At 47.4% G+C, this 23022-nt stretch carries 16 protein-coding genes and 1 riboswitch; all 16 genes read right to left on the bottom strand.

Annotated features, from left to right (window positions below; translation table 11 throughout):
• Nucleotides 1-2964, bottom strand: a 2964-nt coding sequence (locus tag B147_RS0124865) for an nSTAND1 domain-containing NTPase (RefSeq protein WP_026259814.1), incomplete at its 3' end; no start/stop codon positions are given.
• On the bottom strand, nt 2961-4376 hold the full coding sequence (locus B147_RS0124860; RefSeq protein WP_020589913.1) for a toll/interleukin-1 receptor domain-containing protein: 1416 nt from the start codon (nt 4374-4376) through the stop codon (nt 2961-2963). The genes B147_RS0124865 and B147_RS0124860, both read right to left, overlap by 4 nt.
• Before the next feature lie 148 nt (nt 4377-4524).
• Nucleotides 4525-5631, bottom strand: coding sequence for a cobalt-precorrin-5B (C(1))-methyltransferase CbiD (gene cbiD / locus B147_RS0124855; protein ID WP_020589912.1), 1107 nt, complete (start codon nt 5629-5631; stop codon nt 4525-4527).
• On the bottom strand, nt 5621-6652 hold the full coding sequence (locus B147_RS0124850; protein ID WP_051085702.1) for a nucleoside recognition protein: 1032 nt from the start codon (nt 6650-6652) through the stop codon (nt 5621-5623). Before B147_RS0124850 ends, cbiD begins: the two co-directional genes overlap by 11 nt.
• 22 nt (nt 6653-6674) lie before the next feature.
• Nucleotides 6675-7400, bottom strand: coding sequence for a precorrin-2 C(20)-methyltransferase (cobI, locus tag B147_RS0124845; protein ID WP_020589910.1), 726 nt, complete (start codon nt 7398-7400; stop codon nt 6675-6677).
• Nucleotide 7401: 1 nt separating this feature from the next.
• Nucleotides 7402-8034, bottom strand: a complete 633-nt coding sequence (locus B147_RS0124840) for a precorrin-8X methylmutase (RefSeq protein WP_020589909.1) — start codon at nt 8032-8034, stop codon at nt 7402-7404.
• Complete coding sequence (locus B147_RS0124835; protein ID WP_020589908.1) at nt 8031-9407, bottom strand: cobyrinic acid a,c-diamide synthase CobB; 1377 nt, start codon at nt 9405-9407, stop codon at nt 8031-8033. The genes B147_RS0124840 and B147_RS0124835 overlap by 4 nt, the downstream gene beginning before the upstream one ends.
• A complete protein-coding gene (locus B147_RS0124830) occupies nt 9404-10336 on the bottom strand; it encodes an ABC transporter substrate-binding protein (protein WP_020589907.1) in 933 nt (310 codons plus the stop codon). Before B147_RS0124830 ends, B147_RS0124835 begins: the two co-directional genes overlap by 4 nt.
• The gene (locus B147_RS0124825) at nt 10333-11037 is read right to left on the bottom strand and encodes an ABC transporter ATP-binding protein (RefSeq protein ID WP_245569096.1); all 705 of its coding nucleotides are present in this window, start codon (nt 11035-11037) and stop codon (nt 10333-10335) included. Before B147_RS0124825 ends, B147_RS0124830 begins: the two co-directional genes overlap by 4 nt.
• A 72-nt stretch (nt 11038-11109) precedes the next feature.
• Nucleotides 11110-12144 (bottom strand): FecCD family ABC transporter permease, encoded by a 1035-nt coding sequence (locus B147_RS0124820; protein WP_020589905.1) that lies wholly within the window; start codon nt 12142-12144, stop codon nt 11110-11112.
• 20 nt (nt 12145-12164) lie between these two features.
• Nucleotides 12165-13037, bottom strand: a complete 873-nt coding sequence (locus B147_RS0124815; RefSeq protein ID WP_020589904.1) for a sirohydrochlorin cobaltochelatase — start codon at nt 13035-13037, stop codon at nt 12165-12167.
• Nucleotides 13038-13301: 264 nt separating this feature from the next.
• A riboswitch (cobalamin riboswitch) is annotated at nt 13302-13491 on the bottom strand.
• A 356-nt stretch (nt 13492-13847) separates the two neighbouring features.
• The gene (locus B147_RS32010) at nt 13848-14138 is read right to left on the bottom strand and encodes a type II toxin-antitoxin system RelE/ParE family toxin (protein ID WP_020589902.1); all 291 of its coding nucleotides are present in this window, start codon (nt 14136-14138) and stop codon (nt 13848-13850) included.
• On the bottom strand, nt 14135-14365 hold the full coding sequence (locus tag B147_RS33600; protein ID WP_020589901.1) for an addiction module protein: 231 nt from the start codon (nt 14363-14365) through the stop codon (nt 14135-14137). The genes B147_RS32010 and B147_RS33600 overlap by 4 nt, the downstream gene beginning before the upstream one ends.
• Nucleotides 14366-14634: 269 nt before the next feature.
• Nucleotides 14635-18138 carry a transporter substrate-binding domain-containing protein gene (locus tag B147_RS30740; RefSeq protein WP_020589900.1) on the bottom strand — a complete coding sequence of 1168 codons (3504 nt, stop codon included), beginning with the start codon at nt 18136-18138 and terminating at the stop codon, nt 14635-14637.
• A 94-nt stretch (nt 18139-18232) separates the two neighbouring features.
• Nucleotides 18233-18859: a DUF4126 domain-containing protein gene (locus B147_RS0124790; RefSeq protein ID WP_020589899.1), complete on the bottom strand. Its 627-nt coding sequence runs from the start codon at nt 18857-18859 to the stop codon at nt 18233-18235.
• 202 nt (nt 18860-19061) lie between these two features.
• Entirely contained in the window at nt 19062-22799 is a 3738-nt protein-coding gene (locus tag B147_RS0124785) for a pilus assembly protein (protein WP_020589898.1), read from the bottom strand.
• Between the last annotated feature and the right edge of the window lie 223 nt (nt 22800-23022).

The raw sequence follows: 23022 nt of genomic DNA, 5'->3' as shown, positions 1-23022 counted from the left end.
TTCCTTGGGCTTTCCGTTAATCCCAAGGTTGATTTGTTCTCCAATTTTTCCATGGTTATCATATTGGTAAACATACCCGTGATTACCGTTTTTATTTTCACATGGTTCTTGGTCTATTCCAAAGTATCGCTCATCTTTAACCCTGCCTTCTTCATCAAAAGTCCTACGGTTCAAGTGATTGCCAAACGAGATGTCAAGGCAGGGCTGGTCCTGGGCATTAAAGCACGCCCATTCTGTTTGATTCCCGTTATTGTCATATTTCATTCGAACAATGGCGTAGCCGTCTTTATTTTCTTTGGGCTTTCCGTTAATCCCAAGGTAGATTTGTTCTCCAATTTTTCCATGGTTATCATATTGGTAAACATACCCGTGATTACCGTTTTTATTTTCACGTGGTTCTTGGTCTATTCCAAAATATCGCTCATCTTTAACCCTGCCTTCTTTATCAAAAACCTTGCGGATCGAGTGCATACCAGATGATAAGTCAAGACAGGGCTGGTCCTGGACATTAAAACACGCCCATTCTATTGGATTCCCTTTGTTGTCGTATTCCAACCGAATAATAGCATAGCCTTGCTGAATCGCTTTTAATTTTCCATCAATTCCATAATAGGCCTCCTTGATAGGACATCCTAATTTATAGACCCATTCTATTTTGTGTTTGCCCATAAAATTAACCGGTGACTGGCCTGTTTCATCCCAGTATGATTCCTCAATGAGATTCCCCCATGAATCATAATTTTGTTTGCAAACTATAAAGCCGTCTTTTACCGGGCATGGTTCTCCATCTACCCCAAATGACTCTGCCCTTGTCCGCCAACCAGAGTCGTTGTAAGAGTACCGCATACCACAATTACCCATCCGGTCTATCATGGGCTTATGTTCTTGAGTATTTTCAGACCAGGACATTGATTGATGGCTCAATAACCTGCCTTGAGCATCATACGTGTTTTCCACAGCTTGGGCACCATCTTTGCCTGAAACCCTTTGTCCCTTCGAATCACGATAATCTATCAACTCTTCCAATCCACGGTCATTATAGAAGATTTGAACATAGTCAGCTTCATCCTGCCTCTGTTTTTGAGGGTATCCGCTTTTATTTACATAATGCACAACCACCTGTTTTTTCCAATCATATAGATCAGAAGGGGCGTATATCATTCGCCAAACGATATCTCCGTTTTCATTTTTTCCAATCTCATAAATCGGCCTGCCGTTTTTCCCGGAAAAAAATTCCCACCGGCATACTGACTGCAATTCTCCTTCAGACAGATCTCTTTGTGCTGTCTTATGATTTCCGCCGGAAAAAATTTGCCCCGTTTTTTCATCCAGAGGGGCTTCGTATGATGAATAAAGATATGTTCCCATATTGTGTTGTGTTGTCAAATTAAAGTGGGAATCGATAGCACGCAGGGAGATTACCTTGGGATGGCGGGGGCCTATAAACCAAATTCTGCTTCCTTGGGTGGTAATCTCATAGGACCTTTGCCGGTTTCTCACAGCTTTTTTAGACAACGGTTCTCCGATCCCCCGGGGCTGACCGTACACTCTTTTAACAGAGTGAAAGCAGGTTCTATGTTCAAGGAACCAGCAATTAAAAACAACTAGTATGGTTGACAAAAGGAGCAAAACTGCAGCACAGGAAGCCAGGGCAATATAGCGGGATTTTTTCAGCCTTTTTTCATACTCAAGAACTTGATTTTCCCGTTCAGCATCCTGTATCAGTTCCTTTCTCAGGTTGCGATTCTCCAATGCCACGCCGGTTAACAAATCATGTGAAATTTCGACATGCCTGGTTCCCAATCGGTCCTCAAAGCGTAACAAACGGCGATTAACCAGAATATCAAGTTCGTTTTGTTTTATACCTTTTTGAACGGCATCCGTAACCGGCAGGGTTGCCCTGAATCCGGATTCGGTAAGGAGTTGGTCTTCAATAAAAGTTTGGACATTATCGTCCAGTCCCTCAAAGCTGCGGGCATACAAATCCTTTAAAATATCTTCCCCTTCTTCTGAGACCAGTGCTTTTGTAATACTTGATTCATCACGCAAAACCATTCGTCTGTATAGCTCATCACACATGACACTCAGATATGCAGGCTCAACTTTATCCTTGCCGTGGAAATCCTGGTTATTTTTTCCGGCAACCGCTTCAACAATTTTTGCAGTAACCGTATCATCTATCCACTCTCCACCGGCCCGGGAAATAACTTCAAATGCCGCCCTTTGATCAAACGCCTGCAAGGCAAAGCGATTTCTCATAACTGAAGGCATCTTGCTCCTAAGAAGATCCAGCTTTGGTACGTAGTCTTCTCTTAAAGCAAGTATTATTTTATAATTTTGCAGGTGGGGATCACAGTCGATAATTTTTTCTTCGGACTCCACAGCCTGGCGTAAGGTCATCGGGATACGGTTCTCTGCAAGATCAGCCAGATCTTCAATGAATTCGTCATCCCCACGGCCAAGCGTAAAAATCTCCTCAAATTGATCAAGAATAAGCACCGGGGTCAACAAATCGTTTCTTGAACTCCAGCATTCGATGGAATGAAAAAATTCCCACAACCCCATACCCGAAACATCAAATTTAGATATGCCTTCAACTTCCACTTGAAACTTTCGCGCTTCTTCTAACAGGGTGCTTATAAGCTGTTCCTTTGGTGACGGGAGGCCCTCTCCATAATGCAGGCGGACAACAACCGGAAATTTTCCGGAATTCCTCAGCAACGGCAAAACACCGGCTCTCAGCAATGATGTTTTTCCTATGCCTGAAGTGGCAAACAGTATGGTAAGCACATCCCGGTCGATGAATTTGACAAACTCTTTTATTTCCCGATCCCGGCCAAAAAACAGATCCTTATCTTCTTCCGAATAATAATTCAGTCCCTTCCAGGGAGAGTGTTCAAGACGTTCTGCTATCTTTTTTTGTTTATTTTGCAAAACCCCGGATGTTTCTTTCACATTATTCATGAACGGGCCCTCCTGAAAATGCGGATACCCTCACGGATACTTTGTATAAATGCTTCATCCAATTTCCCTCCAGGCGCATATGACCAGTGAATTTTGCTGAAAGGCCGGACAAAGGAGGCCTCGCATGTTGTATCATCAAGACAGAGTGGCCGGATATACCTGTCTTCCGGCATTCGCATGGAGTCGGAATGTCTGGCAAGTTCCCATTCCCGTAAAAAAAAGCGTTCCCGTTTCCCTCCCCAGTTGTCAGGATTCAGGGAACCTGATATCAAAGGCACAAAAAAGGAGGCTTTCCTGATTCGTTCTTCTATGACCGCTTCCCATCTGTCACCGGATTGCAGTGCTGAAGAATCCATCCATGTATCAATCCCGGCTGTTTCCATCTGACTACGAATTTTAACGGCAGATTCCATATCCTCTCGAATATAACTGATGAACACAGCACCGGGTTTCATCGGTTCAAGCAAGTTCTGCTCAAAATCCGGAGAATGAGCGGCAGCAGAAACATCTTCAACTTCAGGTAAAGTTTTAAGCCATCGGTCATATAATTCTGCGATAAAAACACCGGGGGAATACGGTGATAGAATTTTACCCCCTTTTCGTTCAAGAAAAGATCTAAGTCCCATATCGTCGTTTTTACTTACATACCAAAGATCTACATCTTTTCGGTTTGCATGCAGGGCATGGACAAAAAACCGTCCGAGCCAATCCGGGAAATTACATCCTAACAAAAGCACGGTCTTGCCTTGAAGATAATCATAAAAATTTTGAGGGCCATATTCACGATCCAGCAAAGACCAGCTGAACTCAATCAGATCGTCTTCAGTAACCGCACAGGTTCCGGGACAACGGCTGGTTGCGCCGAAAAGCTGCATCAAAGCTCTGTTTTGTCGAAAGTTAAAGTTAGATGGCAGATCTATTTCAGAACCTGCCCCACCTGGTGCAAACATGATTCGTGCAAAGGGTTTGCCGGACTTCTTCATCAATTTATCCAAAAAGTGGTCGATGGAAGTTGTGACAATGAGCGGAAAGGACTTAATGTCCACGATCTGTTCTAATACCTGAGGAATTGACCAGGTTTTTCTCTGGACAACATAGTCAACCAGAACTGCAAGCCGATTTATATTCCTGATACGGCTTTTTGAGTCCATTAAAATATGGCCCGCTACCTGATATAGCAGGGGCATATTTCCAAATTTCTCTGTTTCTATTCCGGCCTCTTTTCCTGCTTCAAGGCCCCATAAATCATAATATGGAACCAACCGGCCCTCATCATTTTCCACTTCTAACATTTCCGGCCCGATAACCGGGACAACCAGCTCGTCTTTGATCAAGCCGATCAGGATCTCCCAATCCCATTCCGACATGAATGAATTTTCAGTTTTTAGGTGAAGTTCATTGAAACTGTTCATGAATATGCTTGGCTCCAATTCTACGTTAAGGACGGTTAGAGATATTGGTATATCCTGAATATATCAATTATAATAGCCAGTTAGCATTACGTTTAATACTCCATAGCAGGAATTACTTTGGCATACAAGATAAAAAGAAAGATATATTTTACCAATGCCGACTTTTGGAATCAAAGGCAATGGCCCCTTGGAAATCATAAATCACAGCCCTGAACCGGCACGGTGCCGGGCAAGAGTTTTCGGCAGACCGGATCATGGCAGTGCCTACTTTTTCCAGCACATCCGGGTAATCGGGCCAGAGCATTCCAAAGGCATGCCGGGCCGTGTTGGCGTTTAACACCTCCCGAGTCAGGGTTTCATTGCCGGTCTCTTTTTTGACCACATCCGCCAGCCAATCCATGGTGAGATCCGACTTGGCGGCATGGGTATGGGCAACCCCCTGGGCCATTTTCAGGGCTTTGCCGAAAAACACGGCCAGGGTGGCATTGGGGATCTTATGTTCAGCCAGGCATTCCATGGACATGCCGAAAAAGTCCCCGATCTGTATAAAGGCCTCCGGGTGCAAATGGTACAGACCCGTAAAAAAATTTTGGGAAAACCGCTCAGATCGCCTTCCCGTGGTCAAAACGACATGGTCACACCCGCATGCCCGGGCCACGGACATGGCCGACCGGATGGTGGCGGTATAGGCTTCGTGGGACAAGGGTTTTACAAGTCCTGTGGTGCCCAGAATGGACAAGCCCCCTTCTATGCCCAGCCGCCGGTTCAAGGTTTTTTCGGCCAGAACTTCGCCGTTTTCCACAAAAATTTCAGCGCTCACCCCGGCAGCGCTGTGATACTGGGTGAGCACCTGTAAGGCCGATTCACGGATCATTTTCCGGGGACCGGGATTGATGGCAGGTTCGCCTGGCGGAACTTCAAGGCCGGGCTTGGTGACCACCCCCACGCCTTTACCGCCAAATATCTGCACCATACCCGGTTCATCTGTCAGCCCTACCACGGCACCGATCCTGGCCCGGTGGGTAATATCCGGGTCATCCCCGGCATCCTTAACCACCACGGCCCGGACAAGGCCATTGTATGGAGATACCGAATCAACAAGAACCTCAAGTACCTGGCCGTTGAGCAGATTGATGTTTACCGATCCGGGAATCTGCTTTGTAAACAGGTACACCAGCGCCGCTTTTACCGCTGCCGCGGCCGCCGTACCCGTGGTAAATCCCTGGCGTAAATTTTTCGTCTCTCTATCCGGCAAACCAATATACCAGTCCCACAAAAACAATACTTGCCATTCGGAACCCCTGGCCCATCAGTAACATGGAAAGTCCCATGCCCGGTGAAAAAATGCCCATGTACCGGGGCAGTTGATGCCGGATGGCCCGGATGGGAAATGCGATGATATTGCCTAAAAGCAGTGCGATCACAGTCTGTTTCATGGTGATGGTGCCGGCATCCATCAAGGCACCTGCCGCAGCGAATCCTGCAGTGAACTCCGAAGCGAAACTTAAGACCACCACGCTTAAAGACTGGGCCGGGACAAATTTTTGCACCGCAAACCGGGTCATAAAAATTTCAATGGCATCAAATGCACCTGCTGCGGTCAGCACGTACACCATGGTGTAGACCGGAACCACAAAGGCCATCACCCGGGAAAACCGGGCGGGAAGCTTTTCCTTTAAAGACTGCATCAACGGCTTTTTCTTTTTTGAAATGCCTTGGGCGTCCCCGGCCTGAACATCGTCACCTGCAACAGGCACAGAATTTTGGGCCGGCACAAAAAAGCGTCCGAACAAAACGAACAAAAATGTACGCACACAGGTGGCCAGAAAGGTTAAAAAAAAATAGAGCAACCCTGCCGTACGCGTTAAGGGCACCACAATAAAAAACGTCATGGGCAGGTGCAAAAAAAAAGCCGGGAACTGATTGATGAAGTTGGTCAAAAAAAGCTGGCGCCGGGAGATCTGCTTTTCTTTATAAAAATCCAGGAGCATGGCATTGGCCGACACCCCTGAAAAAAAGGCAGCGGTGAACGCGGCAGAACACCGGGTGCCTAAGTTGGCAAACCGGAATACCGGTGCGGCCAGAGCCCCCAATTTACTGGTCCAGCCCGTGTCATCAATGGCCTGGGCCACCACAAGACCGATGCAGACAAAGGCCAGCATCCGGGAAAGCGGCAACAGCAGACGTTTAGGCAGCTTTGCCGCAGTGACGCCATCCACCCAGGCAAGGCCCGCGGCAAGCACGACGGCTGTGATCAAAAGCCCGATTAAAAGCATCAGACCATTATTCTTTTTTTTCTTAGGATTCAACGCTATGCCCGTTTTTCTTGGATATGATCAAGGTCCAGTAGTCGGGTTTTTTTTCCTGAAACGCGTTCACATTGGGAACAATCTGCTCACCGTCAAGCCCGCATTTGACTATGCCCACACTGTTTTCCGCCAGGCCTGCCTCATCCAGGGCCTTTGCAATGTCACCGGCATTTTTATATGCTTTAAGAAAAATCACATTGTCCGCATGGTCGCTGATCTGCCGGAACTTGTCCCCGCCCATGACACCGGATAAAAGAATCATGGACTCCTCGCCTTCCACCAGAGGCGTATTGATGCGGGCCGCTGCCGCCTGGTAGGACGTGATGCCCGGAATGGAACATATCTCAATGTGCGGGGCAAGTTTTTGGATGTATTTAATCAAATATCCGTAGGTGGAGTAGGTCATGCAATCCCCAAGGGTGATAAAGGCTACATTTTTACCCTGCTCCAGCACCTTGATGACAGTTTTGGCATTATCCTGCCACGCCGCTTCCCGGGCCTGGGTGTCCCGGGTCATGGGAAAAGGGAGCCTTTGAATGGGCACAGAGTCCCGTAAATGGGGTTTGACGATCTCAGCCGCCAGACTATGGGAATTTCTTGCAGCAGATGCGGCAAATACCATGTCCACCTTACTCAGAATTTCAACGGCTTTTAAGGTGATAAAATCCGGATCACCAGGCCCCACACCAATACCGTACAAAATGCCTTGGGTCATGTTACCTCCTTTCACCGGCAACCCTATCTCCTGCAATTAGGGCCAGCGCATTAATAACACTTGCCGCCACATTGGAGCCGCCTTTGCGGCCCACATTTGAAATATAAGGCGTATTGGTTTCCATCAAGGCGGCCTTGGATTCCGCCGCATTGACGAACCCCACGGGAAGCCCCACAACAAGTGCCGGATTCGCCTCTTTCTTTCTTATCATCTCCAGCAGGCGAAGCAAAGCGGTGGGAGCGTTGCCTACCACATAAATACCGTTTTCCATCATGTGTGCGGCCTCTTCCACCGCCACATGAGCCCGGGTCACCCCCTGTTCCTTTGCCTTGGCCGCCACCCGGAGATCAGCCATGAGGCATTCACACCTGCCGCCAAATATCCCCAAAGGACCGGTTCGGATACCGGCTTTTGCCATATTGGTGTCCGTTACCACGGTGCAGCCGTTCCGGATGGCGTTGACTCCGGCCGCCACCGCATTGTTTGATATCCTGACCATCTGCATATATTCAAAATCTGCTGTGGTATGAATCATACGCCGCACAATTTTCCACTCATCCGCATCAAAATTGTGGGGGCCTGCCTCCGCGTCAATGATGCCAAAGCTTTTTGCTTCGATTTCATGGGGCTTCATTTACGAAAAGTTTTCCTTTCTTTCTGATATTGAAAACACGCCTGCACAAAATGTTGCGGCACGTCCGGGTTGCTTTTAAAATGCAGGTGCAGATAACTGCCAAGGGTCCGGTTCTTTTCAAACCCGGGGACAACACGTTTGCCGCCGGTCCGGTCACTTACATTATACACGTTTTTTTCATCATGGTCATCCAGGCTGGAGTAATGGAACTCATGTCCCCGGGCGGTAAGGCCTGCCGGCCCCAGGATTGTGTCCCGCTTCAACGTAATTTCCCGGTATCCAAGGGCCCGCAACCGTTTGGACATGCGGCAGGTAAACCCAAAACAGCCCACCATGTCGTGGCATTGCCCGTCTAAATCTTCCAGGGTACGGCAAAGGGTCATGAACCCGCCGCACTCGGCATAAATGGGCATATTGTTTTTGCAGGCCATGGAAACCGCCTGCCTAAATCCGGTGTTTTGGGTAAGGGTTGCGGCATGCAGTTCCGGGTATCCGCCGCCAAGATAAAGGCCGTCTATGTTATCCGGCAAATTGGGTTCCGATAGTGGCGAAAAATAAACAATCTGTGCCCCGGCCTGTTCCAGCAGTTCAATATTTTCGGGATAATAGAAACAGAATGCCGCATCCCGGGCCACGGCAATGCGTACAAAAGCCGGTTTCTTTTCCGGAAAAATTGGCGGACCTGTAGGAATTATAGGCAATGAGTCCAGCAGCGAATCAAGATCCATGCAATTTTCTACCAGATCGGCCAGGGCATCTTGCATCTGATGGTCAAGTCCATGGTCGTCACTGGTGACAAGACCCAAGTGCCGGGAAGGAATTTCAATGTCCGGGTTCCGGCCCACCCCGCCCAGACACGGCATCTTCACATTGCCTTCCAGGGCCTGGGTCAGATAGTCCAGATGGACGGGGCTACCCACTTTGTTGAACAGCACCCCTGCAAATTTTAAGTCCGGGTCGAAATTTTCAAATCCCTGGACCAGGGCCCCGGCGCTTCGGGCCATGCTCCGGGCATCCACCACTAGAAGAACGGGCAGATCCAGCCATTTAGCCAGCTGGGCTGTGGAACCGGCCTCACTCCTGCCGTCATACCCGTCAAACAGGCCCATCACCCCTTCAACCACGGATATGTCAGTTTGGCTTGTGTTTTGCCTAAAAATATCCAGATTGGTCTGTTTCTTAAGCATCCACCCGTCCAGGTTACGGCCGGCAACACCTGTGATGGTGGTGTGGTGCCCCGGATCAATGAAATCAGGACCGGCCTTAAAGGGGGCAACACGCAGTCCACGGCGCTTGAATGCCGCCATTAGCCCCAGGGTTATCGTAGTTTTCCCGCACCCGGAATGAACGCCGGCTACCACAATCCCCTTCATTGGACTCTCCCTTTTTCAAGCGCCCCGGGATAAAGCATGTCCGCAATGGCGTGAATGCCTTTAAGCAAATCCATGGTGGGCCGGGATACAATCTTTTCGTCCACAATGAAAACCTGATTCTCCTTTACCGCCCGGATCACATCAAAGCCGGGCTCATCTTTGATCATCTCTATTGTGGGCTGGTTCATGGCACCTTTCTGGGACAAGAAAACATCAATCTCATGGGCATGGGATAAAATTCGCTCCTTGCCGTAAAAGGCGATATTGGTACCTCTCACGGACGGCGCGTCCCGGGCTATGTTTACACCGCCCGCTGTTTCCAAGGCAAAGATGGCCATGGAACCGGGTGTAAAGGTTTTCATCCGGGAGTGAATGGCCTCAAAATAGACCTGTTTTTTATCCGCAATCATCCGGGTCACTGACTGAATGCCGGCAATTTCATCCTTGAATGCGGCGACCATCTGACGAGCTTGATCAACTTTACCGGTCAGGGTGCCCAGGGTCAGCCAGTAGTCAAACATCTCATCCACACTGCCGGGCTGAAGGGAAACAACAACAATGCCTGATCTTTCCATACCTTTTACCAGAGCTGCATAGGCCCTGTCGATCATGGGCCGGATCAACACCAGGTCCGGCCGGGCAGCCAGAAATTTTTCAAGTCCGTCATGGTAGGAAAATTCCTGTTTGGCCCCCCATTCGTCCATGGGGCAGATCCCAATGATTTCATCATCAAGCCCCAGGGTTTCCAAATTCCGGGTATGTGCACCGTACAGACTGATAATCCGGGTAAAGGGCGCATCAACCTGAATACTGCGCCCGCCGGCATCCGTAACAATATTGCCGGCATGACTTTGCACCGGCAATGCCCAGAACAACAAAGCTGAAAAAAACACTATAATTTTGATGACGTTTCGTTCAAACACAATCATAAAAATACCACCTGTTTGCAATGGATGGTTTCATCGAAATACACTCGGGATGACACGTCAAACACCTCTTTGATCACCGCTTCCGTGAACACATCGTCAACGGTCCCATGGGCCATGATCCGCCCTTTTTTTAAAAACAGCAGAAACCTGCAGAACCGGGCGGCCAGATTAAGATCCTGCATCACACTGACCACCGTGAGACCGTTATTTTTCACCCTGTCCGCGGCCAGAGCCATAAGCGCCAGGGTATGGCGGATGTCCAGGTTGGAGGTGGCCTCATCCAGAATCAAATAGGAGGCTGCCTGGGCCAGGGCCCTGGCAAACACCACGCGCTGGCGTTCCCCGCCGGACAGTTCCGTAACATGGCGATGGGAAAAATCGCTGATCCCGGTGGCAGCCATGGCCTGATCCACCAACTCCCGATCCTTTGCACCGGGTGCACTGAACCGGCCCAGATGGGGATACCGTCCCATCATCACCACCTGATCCACGGTAAAGGGAAAGTTTACCCGGAAATCCTGGGGCACCAGGGCACATTTTTTCGCCAGTTCATTGGCGTTTAAATCCTCCAGACGCCTGCCGTCCAACAGGATGTCGCCGTTCTGCGGTTTCAGGTGTCCTGTGATCAGGTCAAGCAGGGTGGTTTTCCCACTGCCGTTGGGCCCGAGCACACCATAAAGGCACCCGGTCTGTATTTCCATGCTGACCCCAGAAAAAATGACGCGCTTCTCATAGGAAAAACAGATATCCTTTAATGTATATCCCATGGACCTTTAAAATCTTTGTTTTCCGAAAAACTGACGTTTAAACACATAGCAGAAAAACGGCCCCCCGATCAATGCGGTGAGCACCCCAATGGGCAATTCCGAAGGCAGTACGGCCCGGGTAAAGGTATCCGCACACAGCAACAGCACCGCCCCGGCCAGAAGGGAAACCGGCATCAGCCACTGGTTGTCCGCCCCCACAATCCCGCGCATCATATGGGGCACCAAGAGCCCCACAAACCCGATGATGCCGGACACGGACACGCACAATGCCGCAATGAGCGAAGCGGCTGCCAAAAGAATCAGACGGGATTTTTTCACATCCATGCCAAGGGAGGCGGCAGCCCGGTCGCCCAAGGCCATAAGATTCAAATCCCTGCCAAAACACAGGCACACCCCAGCGCCGATGCTCACAAAAGCAAAGGCAAGCCCCACATCCATCCAGGTCTTGGCAGCAAAACTGCCCATGAGCCAAAAGATGATCACCGAGACCCGTTCATCCGCCGCATATTTTAAAAAACTGATCCCGGCTGAGAGAATGGCTGCAACGATAATGCCCGAAAGAATCAGGTTATTGGATGAATATCCGGCAGTGCCGCCAGACAGATAGAGCACCACGGCCAAAGTCATGATGGCACCGGCAAAGGCGCACAGCCCCACACTCAGCCCCTGGAAGTAACTCATATTGAAAAAAAAGGCCACACAGGCCCCAAAGGCGGCACCGGCTGAAATGCCAAGGGTATAGGGATCAGCCAGGGGATTTCTTAAAATCCCCTGGAACACCACCCCGGAAACAGAGAGCCCTGCCCCAACAATGGCTGCCGTCAAAATTCTGGGAAGGCGCACATCCCAGATAATGGCCGATGCCAGCGCATCCACAGGGCCCCGGCCGCAGAGTTTTTCCCAGATCACGCCCAACACTTGCACAAAAGGCAGGCGAACCACGCCCATGGCCGCAGACAAAACAATAGCCCCGCCCAGCAGCAAGCCAAGACCAATCGCCACCCGGGCGGAGGAACTTTTTATGCCTGTCACAGCCGGCATAGTTAACAAATATCCTTTTTTTATTTAAAATGGGCCATTACCTTTGCCAACTGACCGATCCAGATATCGGCAAACTCATCATATTCAGCCGTACCCTTAAGTACAGTCTGACAGGAGAATCCCACCTTGGTCAGCCGGGATTTCCAGGAATCTTCCTCATCGCCTGCCATATCATTTTTGGCGTGGTCGCCGGCAACGGACATAAAGGGCATTAACCAGACTTTTCCAGTCTTTTTTGCCTTAAGCCAGGTAATGACATCCCCAAGGTCAGGATACCCTTCCACGGTGCCCATGATGATATTAGGGTCTTTTTGCTGAAGCTGCCAGTTCATCGCAGCGTAGTAAATATTTCCCGGATGGTGGGTGCCATGCCCCATGAGCACAACAGCTTCGTTTGCCTTACGCGCCCTGGGCAGCGTGGCAATGATCGCGTCAACTGCTTTGGCAACCGTATCTTGGGCACCCAGCATGGGATAACCTAAAATGAGCCTGTCAAAACCATTGGGCATGGCCTTGAAACCATTCACGGTCATGGTCAGTTCATGGTACTCTTCTCCCGGAATGGTATGGAGGGACTGCACGGCCACATGGGTATACCCTTCATCCATCATTTTGGCCAATGCCTGGGCCGGGGAAAGAATCATCTCACCCTGATTGGCCAGTTTATGCCGGATGATATGGGAGGTATAAGCCCAGACCACATCAACACCGGGAAACGCCTTTTTCACTTTTGCCTCAATGTTTTGAAAAGAGACCTTTGCCGAGGCCTCGCTGGTACCAAACGCCACCAGCAGAATGCCTTTTTTCATCTCTCTTGCTTCTTTGTGGGCATATGCATTTGCCGCACACAAAACCATTGCCAAAACAACTGCTGCGCACATCACCTTTCTCATACAAATTTCTCCTGATTATCCTGGATGTTAAAAATAACGCGCGGCAAGCCATCCGGAACCTGCACCGCGTCCTAAAACAAAACAGCAGAAGCATGTTTGCCAAAAACATCCCCTCCGCCATTCTCCCATGGAAGGCGATCCCGCATATAGGACATCCCCAAAAAAACAAAACAGCCCTTCAAGCCTTTTATGACTTGAAGGGCTGCACCCAGTTTTCTTGGCCCTGTAATAGTTATGTCTGCGCCGGCAATTCCCTTTGCAAAACGCACATCATCAGCTCAGGCAGGTCTTCTGGCTCCCGGATCACCCAAACACCTGCGCCTTCCCATACGCCTAAAAAAACGAACAGTGGCAATGTGCAGGTTTTGTCCCCGGTTACAGCGGCGGGACCGCTCCCGATTCCAACGGGATTCCCTGTTAGGCCCAAACGGGCACCTCAACACAAGACGCATGATTGCGCAATACAAAGCCCCTGTCAAGCGAACGTTGGGAAGGGAAAAAAGAATCGCATGTAACGACCCTGTAGTCCAGGCCCATAATCAATTCATCTCCTTGAACACGAATTCGGGGGACCGTATATGTATTGCATTGACAACAACTTAAGTTTTCAATACATCTTTTTTTCATTATGCCAAGAATAGCAAGAGCTACAGCAGAAGGGATGCCCCACCATATAACGCAACGAGGAAATCGACGTCAGGAACCATTTTTTCAGATGATCGGTAAATGAAAATATTTATAATATTTTGAAATGACTATAAAAAATTAACCCGAATATTTACATCTCAACAATCCATGGCATTTTATGGATCAGGTACGATACTTCCAATAACCAGGCTTTCGACGCTCGTGTGCAACCGCAGCTATGAGAATTTTTTCACCTCTTATGAAAAATGGGATATAATATGGAAATACAGGACAATTCACTCTTCTATAACCGCTTGAATGCTCTCTCCAAAGTGTTGGATCTTCAAGAATTCGGTCAAGAACATGGGCAACCTCATTTCGGAAACGTTTTCCCAACCCGGGTTCTTTGGATTCATACCAAGTAGCAGCTTCAAATAGCTCTAATTCCGCCTCTTCAAGAAATTCAACAATCATTGATTGAGTCGGCGGTCTAAATCTGAAAAAACTTCGCTAGCTGGACGAGATCTCATTTCTCCCCGGTCATAACGAGCAATACGATCCTTGATTGCCGTATCCCAGGCAGACCTCACATCTTCTGATGCATGTGGTTCGCTTAGCATTAAAAGCCGGTTGGCGAGAGTAAGTCTTTGATCCTCCGGCAGGAGGATAGCATCTTGTAATATTTGATTTATCGAATTCATATGTACAATATATCAACCTTCCCCTTATTTGTCATGGTCTATTATATTCTTTTAACGCAACGAGGAAATCGACGTCAGCAAACATTTTTTTAAAAGCGAATTCGGGACATCTTACTTAATTAAAGTAGCCATAGATGAAAATGGGTAGAATAGGAACCAGGGCATGCCCAGTTTCCCTCATCAAACCAAAGAAAAGGGATCAAGCGAACGTTGGGAAGGGAAAAGAGCAATCGCATGTAACGTCCCTGTAGTCCAGTCCCATAATCAATTCATCCCTTTGGGTTTTCAAGTAATTCCTCTATACTTTTTATTAAATCCGTTATCAAAAGCGGCTTATCGAGAAATTTTGACACATTGAGGTCCTTTGCTTTCTCCTTATCTAATTTCTCGCTGTAGCCGGAACAGATAATAACAGGGATATCAGGTCGGATTTCTAATATTCTTTGTGAAAGTTCAGTACCTATCATTTTGGGCATTGCCATATCGGTAATCACCAGATCGAAATCGTCCGGATTCGCTTTGAGTAAATCCAATGCTTCGGTACTGTCTTGAAGACCGGTTACACGATAGCCATAATCTTCAAGTGCCATGATGCCCAATTTGACAATTGGTTCTTCATCATCTACCAATAGAATATGCTCATTTCCGGTTTTACTTAAAAGACCAATAGAATCCTTTTTTTCAATGTCAAAAGCCTGATCCGTAATCGGCAAATAAATTTTAAAAATTGTTCCGATTTTATGGCTGCTTTCAACACTTATCCCCCCATTACAATTTTGAACAATGCCATACACCACCGATAACCCGAGTCCGGAACCTTTTCCCACTTCTTTTGTGGTGACGTATGGTTCAAAAATTTTATCCTTTATACTTTCGGGAATACCAATGCCGTTATCCTTAACACTTAAACATAGGTATTCACCTTTAGGAAGGTCTAATTCCTGGGAAGGATTGCCTTTATCCAAACCAATAACTATATCACCCTGATCTCCTGCGACTGCATGATAGGCGTTTGTACAAAGGTTTAGGAGGATTTCATGAATTTCAGAATCATCACACAACACAGCGTCCTGGCCATCATAAAGATCACTGGTTAAATTAATATTCGCCGGAATAGTGGATCTTAGCAATTTCAATGTTTCTTTAATCACGGGTTGAAGGATCGTTGGCTTTAATTCCGGTTCCTGTTGTCTTGAAAAATGGAGAATGCGTTTAACCTGATCTCTGGCCCGCTTTGCACCATCCAGAATATCTGTTAGTTTTTCCTGTACAGGATGATCTTTAGGTAGTTCCTTCTGTGATAATTGGATAAATCCGATTATTGGGTAGAGTATATTATTAAAATCGTGTGCAATGCCGCCGGCCAGTTGTCCGATTGCTTCCATTTTTTGGGACTGCTGGTATTTTTTCTCCATCTCTTTGAGTTCTGTAATATCTGTGGCAATTTGAATCCTGACCAGTCTCCCGTCCGTCCATTCTATTGCACGGTCATGGTTGACATACCACTTGCAAGTTAAAGGATTTCTATCCTGCCATACACAGACATCATCCGGGTTCCCGTTTTCATCAACCAATTGATTATTGGTGCAAAAATTGCAGGGCAGCGTTTCCCCTCTAAACACCTCCCAGCACTTTTCTCCGGTGAAATCCCTGCCAAAGCTGTTGATCATGAATTTATTCATAAACAATATTTCATATGTATCCATGTCAGCGACATAAATTGTGGCATCAATACTGTTTAGAACAGTCAAGAATCTCTCATGGGAGGCTCTAAGTGCCTCCTCTGCCTGTTTACGTTCGGTAATATCCACAAGAGAACCAACAATGGCTGTAACAGAACCATTCTCAACCAATGGGGCCTCCCGCACCTCAACAATCAATTTCCGGCCGCTTTTATGCTGCATCTCCAGTTCATATGTGGGTTGCCGTTTCCCAGTTCGGATCGCTTCCTGGGTAAATTCCATTGCCTTTTGGTTCATGGGATGATCCGTAATGAAATCGGTCCAGCACTCCATTACTTCTTCCGGCTCATAACCAAGGTATTGCCTGACCTGGGGACTGACGAAAGTCATTTTGTGATCTGATGTGTGTGAATAAAAAAGGTTGGTACTGTTTTCAATAATATTTTTCAACCTGGATTCACTTATTTTCAGTGCTTTTTCCGCCTGTTTCCGGTCTTTAATTTCAAGCGTGAGCTTTTTGTTCCAATGGGAAAGTAGCAATATGATTATAGTGAAGCCAATACTGAGCGCGCCAACCCACCCGAGAATAACAGTCCAGTTTATTTTTTGCTCAATCTGAACCTTGAACCACTTTTGTATGACGGCATCCACATCTTCTTTTGGAATCATTCGAATCGTTTTATCCATGATGCTGACCAGTTCCGGCAATGAATGGTTTACCAGATAACCATACGGCTCCGGAGGCGTGCCCACAGGCCCTAAAAGCTTTAAAGAGGGATACTTGTACAAAAGATGGCCAACCATCAGCATCCCCCCCATCAATACATCTGCTTTTTTCGACACCACAGCGTCTATGGCTTCTTTGAATGAATTCACCGGATAGGTCCGGAGGTCAGGATACGCTTTTAAGACCTTATTAAAAATCTCTATTCCCCGGACAATTGCAATTGTTTTGCCTTTCATCGCCGAGATTCCGTTGACAACAGGCATTTCGTTTCGACCGACAACGACTAAATTTATTTTCATGCTCAATAAGGTATTAAACACAATATTCTTACGTTCCGGTATTTCAAAGCCGACGGACATATCAATTGTGCCGTTCCGTAAAAAATTATCCAGTTCTTTTGCCGGGATGGTAATCAAATCGAATTTCAAACCGGAATAGGTACTAACCAATTTAAGATGGTCTGGGCTGACCCCTTTGAGAACACCACCTTCGTTATAGAACAGAGGTGGAAAATTAGACGGAAACCCGACGCGAATTTTTGGGTGCTCTAAAATCCATGCTTTTTCAATATCGGTCAGCTGCATTTTATCTGCATCGTTTCTGTAATATTGTTTTTCAGGATCAGATATCCAGCGTTTCTCAATCTGTGCCAGTTCGCTGTTGGAAATAGAATTAAAACCGTCGTCCACGAGCTTAAGCAATTGCGAATTGTGTTTCAAAACCCCGGCATGGCATGTCCGTTTGAAAACCAGCGGGCTGGTTTTTAAATGCCCCGACATCCCAAAACGATTGATAATGGATGCCATGTCAGGGCCTTCTGATAAAAGGCAATCTGTTTTTTGGGACAACACAGACCGGATCATTTTTTCCCGGTTTGTAAATGTGAGCACGATGGATTCAGGGTATCTTTGTTTGGCATATTCTTCTTGAAACGAACCTTTTGTCACGCCGATTTTTATTCCTGACAATGTATCGCTGATGTCAATTTTAATTGAAGCAAAAGGATAGAAAAAATATGAGCCTACACCAAAGAAAGGTTGGGAAAACGCCATCCATTGCGAACGCGAATCACTATAAAACAACCCGGAATGAATACTTGCCTGCCCGTTTTTCAGATAACGCAGCGTATCTTCCCACGCGCCAGGGATAAAGACGATCTCTTTTCCGGTTTTCTTTGACCATAGATTCCAAATATCGATAAAAAGCCCTGCAGGCTTACCATCAACATCCAACCGGGTCAGCGGCGCATAATCTTTATCAATGGCAATTGACAACGGCTCATCGAAGGTATTTTCAGCCGCTTCACTTTGCAAACTCAGTATGAAGAGAATTGATACAGTAAAAAAAATAATTCTGTGTCGCATTCAACCGTTCCGTGATTCATTCAAAAGGATTTATGAACCCAAATGTAAACGATACGAATTACCTTTCAGGCAATTCATGTGCAGGCGCCAGCAATCACGAAATCTGCCGGGGCACATCCTTGTTGAAAAAATTTTTAATTTTTGCAAAGAGCAATCTAATGCCCCGCCATATTTTAGGCAGCAACCACACAATCAGGCAAATAAAGCCGATCAGAAGAGCCAAAAATAAAACAGGATTATGAAGCGCTACCAGGATGCCGCCGATAACGGCCACATCTTCAAGCACCGAAGCAATCCAGTTGGAGAAGGGTTCAGGAGACGTGTTGATCAGAAGCCTGGAACCCGATTTTGTCAGATGGCTGCCCGTGGCAAGGCCACCGCCCAGGATTCCGGCAGCAAGGGCCAAAGAAGGATTGACATCGCCCACGGCCCCTGCGGCAATCATCACGCCGGCAGGAATCCTGATAAAGGTGTGAATTGCATCCCATCCCGTATCCACCCCGGGAGTTTTATCCGCAAAAAATTCAACACAATACATGAAGCCGGAGGCCCACAGCACCACAGGGTCGGACAATATTTCAAGATTTTGGGGCAGCACCAGGTTGCCGGTGGCACCCAGAATCCCCAAAACAAATACCGTAGCATACAGGTTGATTCCGCTGGCCCATGCCGCGCCCATGCTCAATGCTATGGTTTTAATAATCTGATCAAAGGATTCCATCGTTTCAACGCCTTTCACCGATAATCGTTAATTCATCCTCTCTTTTTGAAACATCAAGTCTCTTGGAAAGTGCCTGCCTGATACACTATCACATCACCCAGGGCAAAACCATACAAGGTTAACGCGTTGAAAATTAGCCTAAATTTTGCCGATTACTTCATTGGGCACTAAAATAACAGCCATGGACTGGCAGAAAGATTTCCTACCACTGCTTCCAATATAAAATAGTCCCAAGCATTGACCCTGACGGGAAAGTCGGCAGGCCGCCCTGTTCCGATGGCACGCCTTCCTCCCAACCGGTTGTTCTGTTATCGTTTTGATCAAATTCATCTTCGCCGTACTGCTGGATGTCGCCGCCGGACCGCTGAATCAGGTATGTAAATTGAACTTTTTCGTCGACCACATACTTGTCCGGGTCATTACAGATTTCGCTATCTATGCCCATTCCGCTGGCGCAGTTGACCACCCAGGATCGGGCCTGGCCGCCGCATTCGCAGACCACGTCCGTGGGACGGGCCGTATCAAAGAAAACAATATTGTACTCCGTTACGGAGGGATCTGAGTAACATCTCTCCCTCAAATAATTTCCACCGGCCTCTTCCAAGGGGATATGCCAGGCCGCCTGAAGGGGGTTTGTGTTGATGGCATCAAGGGTCTCGCATGTCAGGGCACTTGCATTGGTGGTGTTGTTGATACTGACAGCGCCTTTGATGGCTATATTGTCAGCACCGTAATTAAAGGGAACGCCATATAGATAATTGATATCACCGTTTGTGTCCTGGGTCTCATCGTTGGATACAAAGTAGCGTCCCGTACCAAAGTACAAAAATGGAAATGAAAGCTGGTCCGGAAAACAATCCATCACTTTGATGGGTCCGGTAATCGGATTGGCATTGAGTGCCAGGTATGTTTTATTATAATCCCAATTTTTGGGATCGTCGGACCCGGTCCAGATTTTGATGATTCCGCCTTTCATCTTGCTGTATGCACCGTCGGCATTGTCTGTATAACCTAAAAATATAAAATCGGTCTGGCCGTCTTCATTGACGTCTAAGCCATTGGTAAAAAGTCGCCCGCCAAAAGCAAGGTTTATCCCAAGCTCGGAAGGCACGTCGCCAAACACATCCTTTTCTTCGCCCGTAAACAGATCCACGACGAAAATCTGTAGATCCTGGGTGGACCGGCCCTCATATGTGGTCGGACCCGAAGCGAACATGATAAAATAATGCCAGTCTCCGTCAGAATCCTTGCGCTTGATGTAGGCCGGGCCGGAATAGGAAAACCCCATGCCGTCAGGAGCGTACCGCCACAGATATTTGGGATTTTGGGGATCTGTGATGTCCAAGGCATAATAGGCTGACCGTCCAACGGTTCCGGTCGTGTCCGAAGGCGGATTAATCGCGTCTGCGTCTGTCGCGTCCGTACCGCCGCCGAACCGCATCCCGCCAATTAGAATAATCCGGGATCCCATATTCACGATATACGGTTTAAGATCCACGGTATAAATATGGTTATAGTCCGGGCTTGCCATGTACCTTAAATAGGGCATGGCATCTTTGGGCACAAAGGCCCACGCCTCTTTTCCAATTTTTGTGTGGGTGCATGTGGCCGCAGAACTGTCATCACATAGCTTGGCCGGATTCAGGGTCTCGCCGATATTTTTTATAAATCCCATATGGAACGCATGCAGCATGCCGTTGTTGCTCCCGGTATACACCAATGCATAATCGTCATATTCCACGATGGTTGGGGAAGAGTAGATGATATCGCCGATCTTCCATACGTTGTCATTATTTTCATCATTGACAGAATTGTCTGTCGCCCTGGACCTGCAGTTGGTTACGGGTTCTCCCCTTGTGTATTTGATCAAATTCTCGTAGTTGGGAGACCCTGAAGTTAAAAGACAGTCCGGATACTCAGCAGCCGAATTTCCGAAAAGAGTGTCAAATTTATCCGTATTGTCTGTTGTGAATTCGATCAGGTTATCGTTTTCATCAATACCGTATATGATTCTGTCACCGGGCTCCCGGGTTCGAAGCTTTTCACCACAGTCAAAAAGATTATTCATCTCCTCTATGGAATCATGCACTTGATCAACCGTTTCATCGAATTTGGTGCCATATTTATTTGAATCATAGGCATTGATGGTTAAATCCTTATTATTGATGATATACTCGACGATCCGGTCGTCTTCGATCTCCAGGGAGTAGTTGTTATTTGTGTCTTCCCTGATATTTTGAACCAGCGTGTCTACACCGCTTGCGTCAGGGATATAGCCGTTGAGATACCACTCGCCAAAAACATCACCGATCCAGGTCACTTTTTTGCCGTCATCAAACTCCTTATCCGGAAAAAATGCGGCCTGGGCCACTACATTTCCCGTTGAAACCCTTGAGGTCAGGGCGGTGACCGCACTACCGGAAGCGGTTCCCTGGCGGATGGATTCAAAAATGGCTGTCAGGGCATCGGACATGGCCTGGCCGTTGCTGGCGTAATAAAATGCATCGGGAACGCCGTTTTTATCTGAGTCCCATTCTTCACAGGCGTTGTCGTAAGTGCCGGAAGGATTGCAATCGGTGCGGGGAAAGGAATTGTCTTCACTGTCAGTTGCTTCTGAAAAAGTATAGGGCGTCCCGTCCGTGCCGCCGCTTATGTCTTTATAATTTCCAAAAGCAGCCACCGTTTTCATGGACTTTTGTCCATCGATATCGCTGGAGAAAGCAAACAGGGAAAACACATTGGCATTCTGCTCCTCCGGGAATTTATCTTTTTTGCCTCCGTCGTCGGTTTCCCGTAAGTCATCTATGTGCAGTTTGTGGGCCCAGGTATCCGGATCAATACTGCCGTTATATTCACCGTCGGATATCAAAATTACATAGCTTTTTCTGCACCAGGCCGGTTCAAGGGTGCCGTCTGTTCGTTTCTCATAATATGGGTCACTCTCGGTGCCTTCCGCTATATAACCGGCGTTGACGTTATATGACGCGGCACTTGAACTTTGCGTGAGATAATAATATGCCTCCCTCAACGCTTCTCCCGTGTGGGTTCCATGATAGGGGATGGTGTTTTCTATGGCTGATATCAGCTTGTCCATATCGTTTTCATGGACGCCGTATTTTATCATGCCCTCCTCAGCCGTGTCATTGGATGTGGTGGCATAAGCGATAAATCCGAATCTCAGCTTGGAAAAATTTTTCTGGATAATTCCTGAGCGGTCATCAGCATCTATTTTGACCCTGGCATACCAATCGGTAAATTCGCCTATGGAAGAAGTCCCGTCGACATTTTCAACTGATATCAGAACATCTTTTGTCAGATAAGATCCACTGTCCCATGATTCTGGCCGCACGTAGCAGTTTCCATTCAGGTTGGCAACTTTAACCCACCGTCGTGCGCCCTGTGGTCTTAGTATGCAATAGCTCTCACCGGCTGGACATTCTGCTTTTCCGCCTATCAGGTTTTTTAACACCGCATCAACCCTTGTTGTGACAAGGAAATTAAGAAAATTGCCTGAAAGGCTGTCTTTGTTTCCGACCTGGGGGACTGTAAAACTGGTTCCGGTGTCTATTTCCCAATATTTTTCCCCGCTGTTGTAAGAATAATATTTTGTCGAATCAAAATATCCGTAATATGTTGTTGCGCTGTCATAATTCGTAGAGATCTCACCATTATCACCGTAGTCTATTACCAGGGCACTGGAATAGTCGTCACCATAATAGGGATAATAATTATTATAATTATAATCGTAATATGCCTGTCCCTGCATACTGCCGGAAAAATCCATCACAAAAAGGACGTTGGCATCGGTATCAGCATTGATAAACGGCGGTAGGTTGGCGTAGGTGTCATTATCCGCAAAACAGATTTGTGGCTGAAGAATACCCGAACAAATAATTGATAAAGCAATGACAGCCGGAATCAATTTAAAGAAGTCAGACATCTTTTCTCTCCTTTCTATTAATTCGGATAAGCACGACTTTGCCATTTTTCGAAATGGTATAAACAAATTGTTCCCGTTTAACGGTGGTTGCGGCACCGTCCGGCTTGGGCGCATTCCCATTTTCCCGGTTTGAAAAAAGCCTATCTTTGAGAACAAAAAACGTGATAGTTTCTTCTCGCTGAGACGACTATAAAATTGGACTGTGCTGATGAAAAAAGCTGAA

This window comes from Desulfobacter curvatus DSM 3379 (assembly GCF_000373985.1).
GTDB classification, from domain to species: domain Bacteria; phylum Desulfobacterota; class Desulfobacteria; order Desulfobacterales; family Desulfobacteraceae; genus Desulfobacter; species Desulfobacter curvatus.
This window is presented reverse-complemented; position numbering and strand designations above follow the sequence as displayed.

Bases quoted from the DNA above. Each gene is read 5' to 3' on its own strand.
- B147_RS0124860 (WP_020589913.1), bottom strand. From the start codon at position 4,376: ATGAACAGTTTCAATGAACTTCACCTAAAAACTGAAAATTCATTCATG.
- B147_RS0124850 (WP_051085702.1), bottom strand. From the start codon at position 6,652: ATGCTTTTAATCGGGCTTTTGATCACAGCCGTCGTGCTTGCCGCGGGC.
- cobI (WP_020589910.1), bottom strand. From the start codon at position 7,400: ATGACCCAAGGCATTTTGTACGGTATTGGTGTGGGGCCTGGTGATCCG.
- B147_RS0124840 (WP_020589909.1), bottom strand. From the start codon at position 8,034: ATGAAGCCCCATGAAATCGAAGCAAAAAGCTTTGGCATCATTGACGCG.
- B147_RS0124835 (WP_020589908.1), bottom strand. From the start codon at position 9,407: ATGAAGGGGATTGTGGTAGCCGGCGTTCATTCCGGGTGCGGGAAAACT.
- B147_RS0124830 (WP_020589907.1), bottom strand. From the start codon at position 10,336: ATGATTGTGTTTGAACGAAACGTCATCAAAATTATAGTGTTTTTTTCA.
- B147_RS0124825 (WP_245569096.1), bottom strand. From the start codon at position 11,037: ATGGAAATACAGACCGGGTGCCTTTATGGTGTGCTCGGGCCCAACGGC.
- B147_RS0124820 (WP_020589905.1), bottom strand. From the start codon at position 12,144: ATGCCGGCTGTGACAGGCATAAAAAGTTCCTCCGCCCGGGTGGCGATT.
- B147_RS0124815 (WP_020589904.1), bottom strand. From the start codon at position 13,037: ATGAGAAAGGTGATGTGCGCAGCAGTTGTTTTGGCAATGGTTTTGTGT.
- B147_RS32010 (WP_020589902.1), bottom strand. From the start codon at position 14,138: ATGATTGTTGAATTTCTTGAAGAGGCGGAATTAGAGCTATTTGAAGCT.
- B147_RS33600 (WP_020589901.1), bottom strand. From the start codon at position 14,365: ATGAATTCGATAAATCAAATATTACAAGATGCTATCCTCCTGCCGGAG.
- B147_RS30740 (WP_020589900.1), bottom strand. From the start codon at position 18,138: ATGCGACACAGAATTATTTTTTTTACTGTATCAATTCTCTTCATACTG.
- B147_RS0124790 (WP_020589899.1), bottom strand. From the start codon at position 18,859: ATGGAATCCTTTGATCAGATTATTAAAACCATAGCATTGAGCATGGGC.
- B147_RS0124785 (WP_020589898.1), bottom strand. From the start codon at position 22,799: ATGTCTGACTTCTTTAAATTGATTCCGGCTGTCATTGCTTTATCAATT.